Genomic DNA, 13,936 nt, shown 5'->3' with positions numbered 1-13,936 from the left:
GGCGGCTACGGCCGACGGACGGGTCGATGAGCGCGTCGCACAGTTGGCCGCGCCCTTGCAGGGCACGCGACCCTGCCCGAATTGATCATGAGCGCTGGTGGGTGCGCCCGTATGGAGACCAGCATGACAAACCGGCTTGCTACAGAATCCTCGCCTTATCTCCGCCAGCATGCGGACAACCCGGTGGACTGGTATCCGTGGAGCGACGAGGCGTTTCGCCGCGCGCGCGAGGAAAACAGGCCGATCCTTCTCTCGGTGGGCTACGCCGCGTGCCACTGGTGCCACGTCATGGCGCACGAGTCCTTCGAGAATCCGCGCATTGCCAGCCTGATGAATGAGCGCTATGTCAGCATCAAGGTCGATCGGCAGGAGCGTCCCGACATCGATGAAATCTACCAGCAGGTCAGCCAGATGATGGGACAGGGAGGCGGCTGGCCGCTTACCGTGTTTCTCACGCCGCAGGGAGAGCCGTTCTTCGGCGGCACCTATTTCCCGCCGGACGATCGCTATGGCCGCCCCGCGTTCGCGCGCGTGTTGATAGCCCTGAGTGAAGCCTGGCGGCATCGGCATGATGAACTGCGGAACACCATTGTGCAGATTCAGCAGGGCTTCCGGCAGCTCGATCAGGCACAGCAGGGCGGGCCAACCGCCGCTGTCGAAGATCTGCCTGCACAGACAGCACGCGCCTTGACACGGGACACTGACCCGGCTCATGGGGGGCTCGGCGGCGCGCCCAAGTTCCCCAATCCGAGCTGTTACGACCTCATGCTACGCGTCTATGAACGAAGCCGCGAACCCACGCTGTTTGACGCATTGAAACGCACACTCGACCACATGGCGGCGGGCGGCATCTATGACCAGGTCGGCGGCGGGTTCGCCCGCTATAGCGTCGACGCGCATTGGGGCGTGCCGCACTTCGAGAAAATGCTGTATGACAATGGCCAGCTTGTAAAGCTGTACGCGGATGCCTATCGCCTGACTGGCAAGCGAACATGGCGCTGCATCTTCGAGGAGACCCTCGCCTATATTCTGCGCGACATGACGCACCCCGAAGGCGGCTTCTACGCCAGCGAGGATGCCGACAGCGAAGGCCAGGAAGGCAAATTCTATTGCTGGATGCCCGCCGAGATCAAAGCAGTCCTTGGCGAGTCCGAAGGCGCACTGGCCTGCAGGGCCTACGGTGTGACAGAACGCGGCAATTTCGAGCACGGCGCCACGGTACTCCACCGTGCGGTCGAGTTGGACGCGCTGGAAGAAACGCAGCTCGCAGGCTGGCGCGAGCGGCTGCTGGCGGCGCGCGCCCGACGTGTGCGCCCGGCCCGGGACGACAACATTCTCACCGGTTGGAATGGTCTGATGATCGCGGGGCTCTGTGCCGCCTTCCAGGCGACGGGTGTCCCCGAGTATCTCAGCGCGGCAAAGCGTGCCGCCAATTTTATCGGGAACGAGCTGACACTTGCCGATGGCGGCGTATTCCGGGTCTGGAAGGACGGCGTAGCCAAGGTGCCGGGGTTCCTCGAGGACTACGCCTTTCTCTGTAATGCACTGCTCGACCTCTACGAATCATGCTTCGACAGGCGCTACCTCGATCGTGCGATCGAACTCGCGACCCTCATCCTTGACAAGTTCTGGGAGGACGGGCTGTATTTCACACCGTGCGATGGCGAGCCCTTGGTGCACAGGCCCCGTGCCCCATACGACAGCGCCTCGCCATCTGGCATCTCATCGAGCGCATTTGCCTTCGTGCGTCTGCATGCACTCACCGGGCGCGATCTCTACCTTGACCGCGCCGAGCACGAATTCCGGAGATACGAGACGGCAGCAGGCAGCGTACCATCCGCCTTCGCGCACCTCATAGCCGCGAGGGACTTCGTGCAGCGCGGCCCGCTCGAGATCGTCTTTGCCGGCGAGAAATATTCAGCCGCAGTGCTGGCAACTGGCGTTCACCGCGCCTACCTCCCCGCACGCGTGCTGGCTTTTGCAGAACACGTGCCGATCGGCCGGGAGTGTCACCCGGTCGACGGCCGGGCCGCGGCATATGTGTGCCGGAATCGCACGTGCGCTGCACCCATGACCGAAGGCAACGCGCTCCTTGAATATTGCTTGTCCGGTAGGGTGTGACGGTGCCGGACCGATCCATGCACGCTCTTTTTGAACCCCGGCTTGTCAACGACGTGTTCGGCACCCAGGTCTGTATGTGGACTTTCGCGACGAACGCCGCGCTGTTCTAGTGCGGCTACATCGAATGTGTACCTCGAACGGCATCGTTCGTCGGACGCCTGTTACCCCTGATACCATGAGCCGTGATTCTTGCAGGATGAGTGGAGGCGGGTATGCACTTCGATGCGTTTTCCTTCGGTTCCATCCGCATAGATGGCGTGACTTTCGAGCATGACGTGGTGATCGACCGCGGGCAGGTTCACAAGCGCAAGAAAAAGCCATCCAAGGCGTTCCGCGAATTGTTCGGGCATACACCGGTATCGACGGCTGAGGCTATTCCCTGGAATTGCCAGTGCCTTGTGATCGGCACCGGCACCGGGGCACTGCCGGTGATGGACGAGGTAAGGCAGGAGGCCGAGCGCCGGAAAGTCGAACTCGTTATCGTGCCGACGGAGGAGGCCATCGCCAGACTCAAGGTGAAGACGGAAGGAACCAACGCGATTCTGCATGTCACGTGCTAGGGGGCGCATTGCGTGCAGCGTTTCACAGGCGAGCCAGTTCGACCGGTACACCGCAGGTCGCCAGGCCGCCTTGCCACGGAAAGCCGGGTGAGCGTGTTAGTCCGATACGCCTTCGCAGGGGAACATGCATCACGGCTACAGCGCCCCGATGAAATCGCTCCACACAGTCGCTTGCATCGTCTCGGTGGCGGCATGCCCATAACCTCGGATGATCAGCGCCGCAAGCTCAAGCTGTTTCAGATCGTTCGACTCGACAATGTCCACGACGTCGAATCGCCCGAGTGTCAGATAGCTCGCTTTCCAGGTGACGGCAGGGCATTCATCTTTGATCTTCTCCGCCACGGTGGTGGCGATCTGTTTGAGTTCCTTGGGGTCCTTGAACGCGTCAGGAGCGAGGCGGCTGAGGATGACGTAGGTAGTCATGTAATACCTCCGTGGAAAATTGCTCCACGCTCGGGCACGGTAGCCACTTCAATGCGGACGGCCACCGGTCAGGCGGTGCATTCCTGTTCATCTTGATTATAGTAAGGTCGCTGTCCTTCGGACCTGAGGTCGCGGGCCGCCGTGAACGAGTGCCATCGAGCAATACGCGACGGGGCGTTGGCCTTCGAAGCTTTCCATGACGGGAAGATTGGATTCTTACTGTCAACAGGCGGCCTGGCATCAGGACTCAGACGTGAGGGGAAATGGCCAGTTGGGCTTGCGCGCGGCGCACGTCACGGCGGCCCCCAGAGCGGCGGGCTCATGACCTCGTCATAGTCGGCAAACATGATGTTAAAGCTGATGCTCACGCGTGCCCGCGCGCTCGTATTTGCCGACACCGAATGGGGTAACCAGGCCGGGAATATTAGCAACGTGCCTTCGCTGACCGGAACGACCACCTGATCTGTGTTGTACGCCGTTAACTCGGTGACGGGTGGACGGATGATGGCCGTCTGCGGGCGCGGATCATGGAAGTTGATCGTGTCCGCGCCAGTTTGCGAGCGCAGGTAGTACACGCCGCTCAGGAAGTTGTTTGGATGAGTGTGCATCGCGTGTGTCCCGTCTGGCGTCAACACATTGATCCAGCATCCGGTGAGGTGAAATGGGGCGTTGTCCACTTTGAGAAATGTGAGAACGTCGCGCGCGGCCTGGTCGATAAGCGCGATCAGCGCAGCGAGCTCGGGCTTTTCATGTTGCTGGTGGCTGGATTGCCATGTGGTGCCGCTATCGGTGCCATTGCCGCTCCGGATCAGGGCGTCGATGTACGCCATCAGATCCCGATCCAGGGGTTCGTAACACGCTGGCTCGAGGCGGCGCTGCCACACGAAAGTCGGAAAGAGACGGATGATGTCCGGAGTGGAAGTGGAGATTGCCATCATCCTGCGCCTGATGCGCTGTATGGGATACTCACTTGTCACTATAGGTCGGATGCCGGCACTTGTATCCTGCACGCGTTGTGCGGTCAAAGGCGCGGAGGTGGAACTAGCCTTGGCCAGTTGTGGATCGCGGAAGCCATCTGCTCGATCTCATGTTCGCGCGATCCAGGCACGTCGGCCATGATCAAGAGCTGGGCATCACGTATGGCGCCACGAAAGCGTTCGAGTCGTGCATTCGGTTCGTCGACGCCGATCATCGTGGCCGTCCAGGCCCCGAAGCCGGCACCTGCCAACGTCAATGCGACGACGGCTCCGCCCGCAAATGCGAGCTCCGCGGGAGGAAACACCAGTGCCACGAGGCCGAGAAGCGCGCCGGTCGCACCGCCGAGCGCCACGCCGCGTTCGAGCGAGCGCACGACGTCGCTGCTTTGCAGCAAGGATGCCTCGGGTGACTGTTCGAGCGCGACACTGTGATTCGCGAGAACATGGATATGTCGCCATGTGATCCCCGCCCGCAGCAAGTCGTCTACGATCGCCTTCGCCGTCGTCGTGTCAGGTACGAGGAAATAAAGACGTCTCATGTCGCGGTTTACCGACGAGCAGATGGTCACGATCCTGCGTGAGGCAGACAAGGCGCCAGTCACCGAGGTCGCATAGAAGCAGGGGATCAGCGAGCAGACGATCTACAACTGGCGGCAGCATTTCGGCGGTCTGGAAGCTGCCGATGTGAAGCGGCTCAAACAGCTCGAGCAGGAGAATGCGCGGCTGAAGAAGATGCTGGCGGAGCGGGATCTCGAGCTGGACGTGATGAAAGAGATCAACGCTAAAAGTGGTGAGCGCGCCCTCCAGACGCCAGCAGGTTGCCTACGCGAAAGCGTGGGGACTGTCGGAGCGACGTGCGCGTGCGCGCTGATATCGGTCGCCCGGTCAGCGTTGCATTACGGTTCGAAGCTTGCTGAGCGGGACGCGCCTGTGCTCGCGTGATGGTAATGGGCCCGAGTGCGCTCGAACAGATGTCGCTCTTCAGCTTTGGCATCGTGACGACGGTGCTCGTACTGCACTACGTGCTCGGCGCCATCATGGCCATGGGGATGATTCTCGGAGCGATTATTGCGCATTTTCACTTCGATTCGAGTGTGAGCATGGAGGGTGTCATCGGGGTGGCCTTCGGGATCATCGCGTATGTGTGGAACATGTCATGACGGCCGTGTTCCCATGGTCCGTCTCGGAGCGGGGATCCGGACCCTTGTTGGCAAACCTGCTGTTCGGTGCGGTCACCGCAATCGTCTACGGCATGCTGAAACGGCGCACGCGGGACGCGATGCACTGACGTGCCGTTTTTTCCCGGCGTGCCGATAGAGTCTGTTCACATGTGCGACGTACGCGTGTCGCACATGTGAACAGACTCTAAACACCCGGCGCCTTCGGGAGACGGCCGCCTGGGCAACCAATGCTAGGGGCGGCCGTTTGCATTGCATCGCAGCAAGTGAATCCTCCATTCGCGCGATCCGTATATGTGGCGCGCTTCCCCCTTGCGCTGCCTTGCACGTTGCAGAGGAGAGGACTACCTTTGATTTAGAGCCGCTTGTAACGCTCAGCGAAGCGGTCCTGGCAGAAGTGCCGGCGCAGGCAGTACGAAGTACGGCAAGGCGGCACAACGACGCCAGGAGCCTTTTTAGTTAGCGGCTCCAGCGAGTGACGCGCAGCGAGGTGGCGTATGGCGCTTGCGATTGCCCTGAGCCTGATCATCGTATTGGCGGTAGGGTTTCACTTTGCCAGTCCCTGGTGGATCACACCGATCGCCTCGAACTGGGTGCGCATGGACGACATGCTGACGATCACGATCGTCATTACCGGCACGCTCTTCATCGCGATCAACCTGTTCATCGTGATCGCACTGGTGCGCTACCGCCACCGCAAGGGTCATCGCGCTGCTTACGAGCCGCACAACAAGCGGCTGGAATGGTGGTTGATCGGCCTGACCTCTGTCGGCGTGGCAGCGTTGCTGGCGCCGGGGCTCTTCGTCTACGCGGACTACGTACGGCCGCCGTCCAATGTGCTGCAGATGGAAGTGCTCGCCCAGCAATGGCAATGGCGCTTCCGCTTTGCCGGCCCCGGTGGCAAGCTGGGCACGACGGACGTGCGCTACATCAGCAACGACAACCCCTTCGGCCTGAACCCCGGCGACCCCAACGGCCGTGACAACTACCTGATCGAGACGCCCGAGGTGCACCTGCCGATCAACCGGCCGATCCAGGTCCTGACACGGTCGCGCGACGTGCTGCACGACTTCTACGTACCGCCGTTCCGTGCGCGCATGAACATAGTGCCCGGCATGGTGACCACCTTCTGGTTCACTCCGACCAAGGCAGGGCGTTACGACATCCTGTGCGCGCAGCTTTGCGGTATCGGGCACTCCAACATGCGCGGCGTGGTGGTGGTGGAAGACGAAGCATCGTTCTCGCACTGGCTGGCGCAGCAGAGCACGTTCGCGCAGCGGCAGCAAGCCAAGGTGCAGGCCGCACCCGCCGCTGCAGGCGGCAGCGCCCAGGCGCTCGCTGACCAGGGCAAGGCGCTCGCAGAGGCCAAGGGCTGCATCGCCTGCCATACCGTGGACGGCAGTCCGCGCGTGGGCCCCACCTGGAAGGGCCTGTACGGCAAGACCGAAACGATGGCCGACGGCAGCACCGCGAAGGTGGACGAAGCCTATCTGCGCGCCTTCATCCGCGACCCGAAGGCCCGCGTCGTGAAGGGCTTCTCACCCATCATGCCGAACTTCGACCTGAGCGAGCAGGAGCTGACCGCGCTGGTGACCTACATCAAATCGCAAGGCGGCCCGGCCGCCAGCAGCGCAGCCCAACCCTAGCGGAGCAGACGCAATGTCCTACGCGCACACCGACCACCTCCCGCAAAGCTTCTGGACCCGCTATGTCTGGAGCCAGGACCATAAGGTCATCGCCGTGCAGTATTCGCTGACGGCCATCGCCATCGGCCTGGTCGGCCTGGTGTTGTCTGACCTGATGCGGCTGCAGCTCGGCTTTCCGGGCAAGTTCAGTTTCATCGACGCCAACCACTACTACCAGTTCGTCACCATGCACGGGATGATCATGGTGATCTACCTGCTGACGGCGCTGTTTCTGGGCGGCTTCGGCAACTACCTGATCCCGCTGATGCTGGGCGCCCGCGACATGGTGTTCCCGTTTCTCAACATGCTGAGCTACTGGGTCTACCTGCTGGCCGTGCTGGTGCTGATGGCGAGCTTCTTCGTGCCAGGCGGGCCGACCGGCGCGGGCTGGACGCTGTATCCACCCCAGGCCATCCTGCCGGGCACGCCGGGCGTGGAATGGGGCATCGTGTTGATGCTGGTGTCGCTGGCGATCTTCATCGTCGCGACAACGATGGGCGGCTTGAATTACGTCACCACCACGCTGCAGGCGCGCACGCGCGGCATGACGCTCATGCGCATGCCGCTCACGGTGTGGGGCATCTTCGTGGCGACCATCCTGGCACTGCTGGCGTTTCCGGCGCTGTTCGTGTCGGCGGTGATGATGCTGCTCGACAAGACACTCGGCACCAGCTTCTTCATACCGGCCGTGGTGTCGATGGGGCAGACGCTCAAGCATGCCGGCGGCAGCCCGCTGCTGTTCCAGCACCTGTTCTGGTTCTTCGGGCATCCGGAGGTCTACATCGTCGCGCTGCCGGCCTTTGGCATCGTGTCGGACCTCATCAGCACGCACGCGCGCAAGAGCCTCTTCGGCCACAAGATGATGGTGTGGGCCATCATCATCATCGGTGCGCTGAGCTTCGTGGTCTGGGCGCACCACATGTTCATCGCCGGCATGAATCCGTACTTCGGCTTCTTCTTTGCCACCACCACGCTCATCATCGCCATCCCGACCGCCCTCAAGGTCTACAACTGGGTTCTGACGCTGTGGCGCGGCGATATCCACCTGACCGTGCCGATGCTGTTTGCCATCGGCTTCATCAGCACCTTCGTCCTGGGTGGGCTGACCGGGCTCTACCTCGGCAACGTGAGCGTGGACATTCCGCTGTCGAACACGTACTTCGTGGTGGCGCACTTCCATATGGTGATGGCCGTGTCGCCGATCCTGGTGGTGTTTGGCGGCATGTATCACTGGTATCCGAAGGTGACGGGCCGCATGCTCAACGACACGCTCGGGCGCGTGCACTTCTGGGTTACCTTCCTCGGCACCTATGCGATCTACTTCCCGATGCATTATCTCGGCATCCTGGGCATGCCGCGGCGGTATTACGCGTATGAGGGCTACAGCTTCATTCCATCTTCGGCGCAGACGCTCAACACGTTCATCACCGTCGTTGCGCTGTTCGTTGCGACGGCGCAGTTGCTGTTCCTGTACAACCTGGCGTGGAGCCTCGTGCGCGGCAAGCGTGCCGACAGCAACCCCTGGCGGGCCACCACGCTGGAATGGCAGACACCGCAAACGCCGCCAGTGCACGGCAACTGGGGCGCCGCACTGCCCGTCGTCTACCGCTGGGCGTACGAATACAGCCCGCCGGGGCACGAGGAAGACTTCGTCCCGCAAAACCAGCCGCCTGCGACGGCGCCTGAACCGGCCCACCCGACGCTTGAACCCGGCGAGGCACGCGAATGACCACGCTGCGCCGCTCCTTCGTTCCTGACGCGCCACCTGTCTTGCCGAATGCGGGCCGCATCGGCCTGATCGTCTTCATGGCGGTGGCAACGACATTGTTTTCACTGCTGCTGTTCGCCTATGCAATGCGTATGCGCGAGCCCGACTGGCAGCCGATCCCGCATCCGGCGCTGCTGTGGTGGAACACCGGCGCGCTGGTGCTGGCAAGTATTGCCATGCAGCGTGCCCGGCAGCTGACCTTACACCGCGCGGCGTGGCTGGTGTCCAGCGGTGTGCTGGCGGCCGTGTTCGTGATCGGGCAACTGACCGCCTGGCGCATGCTGTCGGCGGCCGGGCAGACCGTCACCGTCAATCCTTCCAATAGCTTCCTCTACCTGCTCACCGGCCTGCACGGGTTGCATGTGCTGGGCGGGCTGGTGGCCTGGGCGGTGACGATCGCGCGTCTCCGGCGCGGGGACCCCTTCCGAGCACAGCGCGCCATTGCGCTGTGCGCCATCTACTGGCATTTCCTGCTGGCTGTCTGGCTCGTGCTGCTGGCGGCGATGTGGTGGATCACCCCTGGGTTCGTCGCCGCCATCTGCGGGCCGCTGTATGGAGCCGCGCCATGACCACGCCCACGCTCCCGACCGAATCCGCTGTCACCACGCCCGCCGACGCCGGGCCTGACGGCTGGCACGGCATCGTCACGGACTGGTCGGCCGACCGCGAAGCCTTCAAGGTGCCGTGGGGCAAGGCGATGATGTGGATCTTCCTGCTGTCGGACACCTTCATCTTCAGCAGCTTCCTGATAGGCTACATGACGGTGCGCATGTCGACCACGGTGCCGTGGCCTGACCCTTCGAAGGTGTTCGGGCTCACTGTGGGCGGCGTGGATGTGCCCTTGCTGCTGATCGCCATCATGACGTTTACCCTGATCACCAGCAGCGGCACCATGGCGATGGCTGTCAACTTTGGCTACCGGCGCAACGCAAAACGCGCCGCCGCACTGTTGCTGGCGACCGCGCTGCTGGGCGTGACCTTCGTGTCGATGCAGGCCTTCGAATGGACCAAGCTGATCGTCCATGAAGGTATCCGCCCCTGGGGCAACCCGATGGGCGCGGCGCAGTTTGGCGCGTGCTTCTTCATGATCACCGGCTTCCACGGCTTTCACGTGAGCTGCGGTGTGATCTACCTGCTGCTGATAGCACGCAAGATCCTGCGGCCGGGGTTCACCGAGTATGGCAACTTCCAGATCGTGGAGATTGCCGGCTTGTACTGGCACTTCGTCGACCTGGTGTGGGTGTTCATCTTTGCGCTGTTCTATTTGTGGTGAGGCAGACCATGGACCACACCGATCCCACCCATCTACCCGACGCCGTGCACGGCCAGCAGCATCCGATTGGCATCTACCTGAAAATCTGGGGCCTGCTGTTCGTACTGAGCACGATGTCGTACATGGTGGATTACTTCCACGTGCAGGGCCTGCTGCGCTGGGCGCTGATCGTCGTACTCATGATCGCCAAGGCCGGGCTGATCGTGTCGATTTTCATGCACATGATGTGGGAGCGGCTGGCGCTGGTGTACGCCATCCTGATACCGCCCCTGTGCCTGCTGGTGCTGCTGGTGCTGATGGCTGCCGAAGCGCATCACACCTTCGGCATGCGGGAACTCTTCTTCCATTGACCCCTTCGCCGACCGCTCCTCAGGTGACGACCGTTGCGTCCCTCGCTCCTCGAAGAGCTCGGCCTGAAGTCGTTCTGCAAGACGAGCGGCGGCACGGGCCTGCCTGGAACGCACCGCTCTGAATACAAAACGACCCAGCAAATGCCGGGCCGTTTTTATTTCCTGTCTCGCTGAAAATCTCGGCGAAAAACACCTTCAAATCAGGCGTGCTTCTCACTGAATTCGTCGAGCGGCACAGGCTGCTTGAGCGGATCGAAGTCGGCCCACCGCCCTTGTTGCCAGCGGCCGGTCGCGCGTTCGATCGCCGCGCCTCCCGCATCGCGCAGCACCCGTGCGGCGTTCGACTGGCTGTCCGGCGACACGTGTACGGCCACCAGCACGCCGGAATCACGGGTATCTTCGATGCTGACTTCACGCGTGCTCACCATCGCGCCGGCCAATGAACCGACATACGCACTCACCCCGGCCGCGATCAGCGACACGATAAGCGGCGCCGAAAACGCTGCGAAGATCCCGACGCCGACCATGGCGCCAACCACTGCGCCAATCGTGACGCCTATCTCGGCGCCCTTTGGCGCCCCCCTCGCGTTTGCGTCGGTGCCGGTATCGACTCCGTGCTGGCCGGGCGGATTGACGAAAAACAGTGTGACGTCCTCCTCGACGAAACCGGCATTGAAGAGCCGTTGCGCCGCGTGTTCAGCGGCGGGGAATGTCGTAAAGCGTGCTGCGACGATGAGTGACATGTGGCCTCCCTTCCATCGTTGACTAGCGGTTGCAGACTATGCCGCCCCACCTCACCCGCGCCGAGGTAGAGGTGCATGCGGTGGCACGCGCCGGGACTATGCCGTGGTGCCGCGATCGGGTTCCATGCTGTCCACTCTGAACAGTCCGCTATGTAACACTACTCCTTTGCTGCTGTTCTGGTCGATCACTTCCGCGCAAACCGAACAGATACGATTGCGGCCGTTATCGAAAGCAGCCATCAGGGCGGATTCCAGCGCGGAATTGGCGCCGAAATGATCTTGCAGCGCCTCGGCGGCAATTGCCGCATTCAACCGGCCCGCCGTCGACGCGCGCCGTAAAGCGCACTGTCAGACTCGCGCCGTCGAAGACCGGCTGGTCGTCGGGAAAGTGACGATGCATTGGCAATTCCACCGGCGTACAAAGATGTGTGGATCTGCCCCGACACCCACTTGCCGAGTCGCAGCGGTACGGTCCAGAGTTTCTCGAGCACGCCCAGCCGCGAGCGCAGGCCGATCGCAAACAGCGACACCGGCAGCGCGATTTCGGTGATTGTGCATGTGGACGCCGTGGGCCAGCACCGGATCGGTGGGGGAGGATCGGTGGGGGAGGATCGCCGCGAGCAGCAAAGACGGGCCCCAGCGGAGATGCAACACGTAGACGCGGAAGAGAGTCAGTAGAGAAATCGTCGCTAGCATGGTGCGCAGAAGGTTCGCGTCGGTCGACCGACGCGCAAATCGAAGTGTCACCGGACGATCCCACCACGCAGGTCACGCCAGCTCGGGACAGCACACCGGACCAGTGCAATCGTTACCGGCTCACCGTGCGCGCAAAGGCAGGGAAGTTGGGGGTCGTTGCTGCCTGGCAGGTTCTCGGTTTCGAGGCTAGCCGGGCAAACCAAGTTGGAATCCGTGTGGATCGCCGTACTGCTACGAAGAAGTAACCATTACGTTCGCGGCCGTGTCACCGGTACGCTTGCGGCTATGGTGAGACGCCTGACCGCGCTGCCGTGGGCGCAAGATGCGTACTTTTACCCCTGAGCATTGCCTCAGGGGAACGAGCTTCCAGTGTCCTGTACTTCCAGAAGCATGTCGTCGACTTCGAGCTCGATCGAGCAGTCGCGTTCTAACGAGGCGGCTTGTACTGTTCGTCAAAGCGTCGCCGGACGGAAGCCCCAGCCGGTCCCGAAACACCCTGCGTTGGACCGTGTCCATCGCGGCGTTGCGCTCGATCCGTGGTTTCGCAGGCATTTGATCCTCCACTGCGAGCTAAAAGATTAATTATCGATCCGCTGACAGGTCTGCCGCGGCCAACAACTGATGCGCCTCAAGGGTCTCTTGCACGCACAGTTCATCACGCCACGTTGTCGCCAGAACGTGGATCATCCGTCGGGGTGGCGATAGCCATGCGGCGCTATCAGTCTCGCGAGCTGGAGGACTAGAATGAATTATCCGAATCAATCGGGAGAGAAATTGTGGAACTTCACATGGATTCCCATCATTTCACGCACGGCCAGCCCGACTGGCGGGCAGCCGTGCTGGCAGGCGCAATCGCGGGCGCTGTGTTCCTGGCGTTAGGGGTCATCCTGATGGCACTGATGACGGGCGGAAGTCTGCTGGAGCCCCCACGCATGGTCGCCGCGATCATGCTGGGACGAGGCGCATTGCAATCGCCGCAAGCATTCTCAATTGGCATCGTGTTCGCGGCCTTTGTGGTGCATTTTGGCCTTGCCATCGTATTGGCGCTTATCCTCGGTCTGATCATGACGTCATTCAACCTTGACTCAAGCATGGGGATGGCTTCACTGACGGGTGGCGCTTTTGCTGCAGCCGTTTACCTGATTAATTTCTACGGCATGACACAGTTTTTTCCGTGGTTCGCAGAAGCGCGCAACTGGGCCAGCCTGTTCGTTCACATCGTCTTCGGTATCGTGACGGCGAACCTGTACATGAGACTGGAGCGCAACACGTCCCGCAGGGTCAAGGCGGACGCGGGCGGCCCGTCGTAGTCCGGTGCCGTGCTGATCGACCGGTCTCCAGAGCAAAAAGGGCTCGCTGCGCAACAACATGAACAGGACGCTGCAATCGGGGCAGCCCGTCCGCGCTCCCTCGATGCAACAGGCAACGCTCAAGGCGGCGCTGGAGAACCGCGGCGCGGCGGCACAAGCCGCTGCGCGGAGCCGCATTCTCGGGGCGCTGGCCGACCGGATCGCCGCGTCGGTCATCGCGCGCTGACAAGCTGGGAATGCCGATACGTCCCGTCATCCGACGAGGGGCGGCGTCTCGAACGTGTGATGGTTGCGAAGGCAGAGCGGCAGCGCGGCACGAATGGCTCCGCGATGCGGGACTTTCGATCATGTATGCATACTTCAGGCGGTCGTACGGGCCTGGCCCTTTTGACGGCGAGGGAGGTGTGCCGACCCGCGAGTGGCGCCTCAAGCGCAACTGCTCCCTCACGCCGCGGCAGTCGCTCGCCGCGACCGTGTTCCTCATGGCGCTCGTCCTCGCGATCGGCGTGGCAGCGGCATTCGCATCCGGCGTGTGGCTCGCGTTGCCCTTCTCGATGCTTTGCACCGTGGCCGTCGGCATCGCCTTTATCGCCTATGCCAGGCATGCGACGGACGGCGAGGTGCTGACGTTCGCGCCCCCGTTCGTGATCGTCGAAATACACGAGCGCGGATGCCGCACGATGCATCGGATGAATGCGGCCCGCTTGTCCGTGTCTCTCGGCGACAGCGATGGCGCCGTCTACCTTTGCGACGGCTGGCAGCGTATTCCCGTCGGACGGCAACTGCCTGCCGCCGCCCGCGCGGAGTTCGTGCGTCAATTGCGCCGCTTTATCGTGGACGACTGCTGACATG

Annotated in this window: 14 protein-coding genes and 3 pseudogenes; 12 read left to right on the top strand and 5 right to left on the bottom strand. The window is 62.3% G+C overall.

Annotated features, from left to right (window positions below; genetic code table 11):
• Nucleotides 1–123 precede the first annotated feature (123 nt).
• Nucleotides 124–2,121: a thioredoxin domain-containing protein gene (locus SB822_RS20705; protein ID WP_410855497.1), complete on the top strand. Its 1,998-nt coding sequence runs from the start codon at nucleotides 124–126 to the stop codon at nucleotides 2,119–2,121.
• 212 nt (nucleotides 2,122–2,333) lie between these two features.
• The gene (locus tag SB822_RS20700; protein ID WP_090837773.1) at nucleotides 2,334–2,681 is read left to right on the top strand and encodes an MTH938/NDUFAF3 family protein; all 348 of its coding nucleotides are present in this window, start codon (nucleotides 2,334–2,336) and stop codon (nucleotides 2,679–2,681) included.
• Between the two features lie 135 nt (nucleotides 2,682–2,816).
• On the opposite strand, the gene SB822_RS20695 is transcribed toward SB822_RS20700, so the two are convergent.
• The 3 genes from SB822_RS20695 to SB822_RS20685 all read right to left on the bottom strand — a co-directional run bounded on the left by SB822_RS20695 (nucleotide 2,817) and on the right by SB822_RS20685 (nucleotide 4,620).
• A complete protein-coding gene (locus SB822_RS20695) occupies nucleotides 2,817–3,104 on the bottom strand; it encodes a GYD domain-containing protein (RefSeq protein ID WP_007741217.1) in 288 nt (95 codons plus the stop codon).
• Nucleotides 3,105–3,397: 293 nt separating this feature from the next.
• On the bottom strand, nucleotides 3,398–4,042 hold the full coding sequence (locus SB822_RS20690; RefSeq protein WP_410855496.1) for a TIGR02466 family protein: 645 nt from the start codon (nucleotides 4,040–4,042) through the stop codon (nucleotides 3,398–3,400).
• A gap of 83 nt (nucleotides 4,043–4,125) precedes the next feature.
• Nucleotides 4,126–4,620 carry a DUF1269 domain-containing protein gene (locus tag SB822_RS20685; RefSeq protein ID WP_410855495.1) on the bottom strand — a complete coding sequence of 165 codons (495 nt, stop codon included), beginning with the start codon at nucleotides 4,618–4,620 and terminating at the stop codon, nucleotides 4,126–4,128.
• On the opposite strand from SB822_RS20685, the pseudogene SB822_RS20680 reads away from it, so the two are divergent.
• The 7 genes and pseudogenes from SB822_RS20680 to SB822_RS20650 all read left to right on the top strand — a co-directional run.
• Nucleotides 4,619–5,020: pseudogene (locus tag SB822_RS20680) on the top strand (transposase); the annotation flags it as partial. The gene SB822_RS20685 and the pseudogene SB822_RS20680 overlap by 2 nt on opposite strands.
• Before the next feature lie 2 nt (nucleotides 5,021–5,022).
• A pseudogene (locus tag SB822_RS20675) lies at nucleotides 5,023–5,369 on the top strand (hypothetical protein); the annotation flags it as partial.
• 387 nt (nucleotides 5,370–5,756) lie between these two features.
• A complete protein-coding gene (locus SB822_RS20670; protein WP_410855494.1) occupies nucleotides 5,757–6,905 on the top strand; it encodes a c-type cytochrome in 1,149 nt (382 codons plus the stop codon).
• A 13-nt stretch (nucleotides 6,906–6,918) separates the two neighbouring features.
• Complete coding sequence (gene ctaD / locus SB822_RS20665) at nucleotides 6,919–8,673, top strand: cytochrome c oxidase subunit I (protein ID WP_410855493.1); 1,755 nt, start codon at nucleotides 6,919–6,921, stop codon at nucleotides 8,671–8,673.
• Entirely contained in the window at nucleotides 8,670–9,281 is a 612-nt protein-coding gene (locus tag SB822_RS20660; RefSeq protein ID WP_410855492.1) for a cytochrome c oxidase subunit 3, read from the top strand. Before ctaD ends, SB822_RS20660 begins: the two co-directional genes overlap by 4 nt.
• Nucleotides 9,278–9,985 (top strand): heme-copper oxidase subunit III family protein, encoded by a 708-nt coding sequence (locus SB822_RS20655; RefSeq protein WP_410855491.1) that lies wholly within the window; start codon nucleotides 9,278–9,280, stop codon nucleotides 9,983–9,985. Before SB822_RS20660 ends, SB822_RS20655 begins: the two co-directional genes overlap by 4 nt.
• 8 nt (nucleotides 9,986–9,993) lie before the next feature.
• Entirely contained in the window at nucleotides 9,994–10,335 is a 342-nt protein-coding gene (locus SB822_RS20650) for a cytochrome C oxidase subunit IV family protein (protein WP_131243926.1), read from the top strand.
• A gap of 200 nt (nucleotides 10,336–10,535) precedes the next feature.
• Here the strand turns inward: SB822_RS20650 and SB822_RS20645 are convergent, their stop codons facing one another.
• Nucleotides 10,536–11,078 carry a hypothetical protein gene (locus SB822_RS20645; protein WP_007741195.1) on the bottom strand — a complete coding sequence of 181 codons (543 nt, stop codon included), beginning with the start codon at nucleotides 11,076–11,078 and terminating at the stop codon, nucleotides 10,536–10,538.
• Between the two features lie 96 nt (nucleotides 11,079–11,174).
• Nucleotides 11,175–11,478, bottom strand: a pseudogene (locus tag SB822_RS20640) (DUF1488 domain-containing protein).
• A gap of 1,084 nt (nucleotides 11,479–12,562) precedes the next feature.
• Here SB822_RS20640 and SB822_RS20635 point away from each other — a divergent pair.
• From SB822_RS20635 to SB822_RS20625, 3 genes are all read left to right on the top strand, one after another.
• Complete coding sequence (locus SB822_RS20635) at nucleotides 12,563–13,084, top strand: hypothetical protein (protein ID WP_007741193.1); 522 nt, start codon at nucleotides 12,563–12,565, stop codon at nucleotides 13,082–13,084.
• A gap of 58 nt (nucleotides 13,085–13,142) precedes the next feature.
• Nucleotides 13,143–13,310: a hypothetical protein gene (locus SB822_RS20630; protein WP_158660673.1), complete on the top strand. Its 168-nt coding sequence runs from the start codon at nucleotides 13,143–13,145 to the stop codon at nucleotides 13,308–13,310.
• Between the two features lie 178 nt (nucleotides 13,311–13,488).
• Nucleotides 13,489–13,932: a DUF2244 domain-containing protein gene (locus SB822_RS20625; RefSeq protein WP_410855490.1), complete on the top strand. Its 444-nt coding sequence runs from the start codon at nucleotides 13,489–13,491 to the stop codon at nucleotides 13,930–13,932.
• The last annotated feature ends 4 nt before the right edge of the window (nucleotides 13,933–13,936 follow it).

Origin of the sequence: Paraburkholderia sp. SIMBA_054 (genome assembly GCF_046534875.1) — a bacterium.
In the GTDB taxonomy this organism is placed as follows: Bacteria; Pseudomonadota; Gammaproteobacteria; order Burkholderiales; family Burkholderiaceae; genus Paraburkholderia; species Paraburkholderia hospita.
Note: the sequence above shows the minus strand (reverse complement) of the source record. Positions and strands in the feature narration are given on the sequence as shown.

Bases quoted from the DNA above. Each gene is read 5' to 3' on its own strand.
- SB822_RS20705 (WP_410855497.1), top strand. From the start codon at position 124: ATGACAAACCGGCTTGCTACAGAATCCTCGCCTTATCTCCGCCAGCAT.
- SB822_RS20650 (WP_131243926.1), top strand. From the start codon at position 9,994: ATGGACCACACCGATCCCACCCATCTACCCGACGCCGTGCACGGCCAG.
- SB822_RS20655 (WP_410855491.1), top strand. From the start codon at position 9,278: ATGACCACGCCCACGCTCCCGACCGAATCCGCTGTCACCACGCCCGCC.
- SB822_RS20660 (WP_410855492.1), top strand. From the start codon at position 8,670: ATGACCACGCTGCGCCGCTCCTTCGTTCCTGACGCGCCACCTGTCTTG.
- SB822_RS20700 (WP_090837773.1), top strand. From the start codon at position 2,334: ATGCACTTCGATGCGTTTTCCTTCGGTTCCATCCGCATAGATGGCGTG.
- ctaD (WP_410855493.1), top strand. From the start codon at position 6,919: ATGTCCTACGCGCACACCGACCACCTCCCGCAAAGCTTCTGGACCCGC.
- SB822_RS20645 (WP_007741195.1), bottom strand. From the start codon at position 11,078: ATGTCACTCATCGTCGCAGCACGCTTTACGACATTCCCCGCCGCTGAA.
- SB822_RS20690 (WP_410855496.1), bottom strand. From the start codon at position 4,042: ATGATGGCAATCTCCACTTCCACTCCGGACATCATCCGTCTCTTTCCG.
- SB822_RS20685 (WP_410855495.1), bottom strand. From the start codon at position 4,620: ATGAGACGTCTTTATTTCCTCGTACCTGACACGACGACGGCGAAGGCG.
- SB822_RS20635 (WP_007741193.1), top strand. From the start codon at position 12,563: ATGGATTCCCATCATTTCACGCACGGCCAGCCCGACTGGCGGGCAGCC.
- SB822_RS20630 (WP_158660673.1), top strand. From the start codon at position 13,143: ATGAACAGGACGCTGCAATCGGGGCAGCCCGTCCGCGCTCCCTCGATG.
- SB822_RS20670 (WP_410855494.1), top strand. From the start codon at position 5,757: ATGGCGCTTGCGATTGCCCTGAGCCTGATCATCGTATTGGCGGTAGGG.
- SB822_RS20695 (WP_007741217.1), bottom strand. From the start codon at position 3,104: ATGACTACCTACGTCATCCTCAGCCGCCTCGCTCCTGACGCGTTCAAG.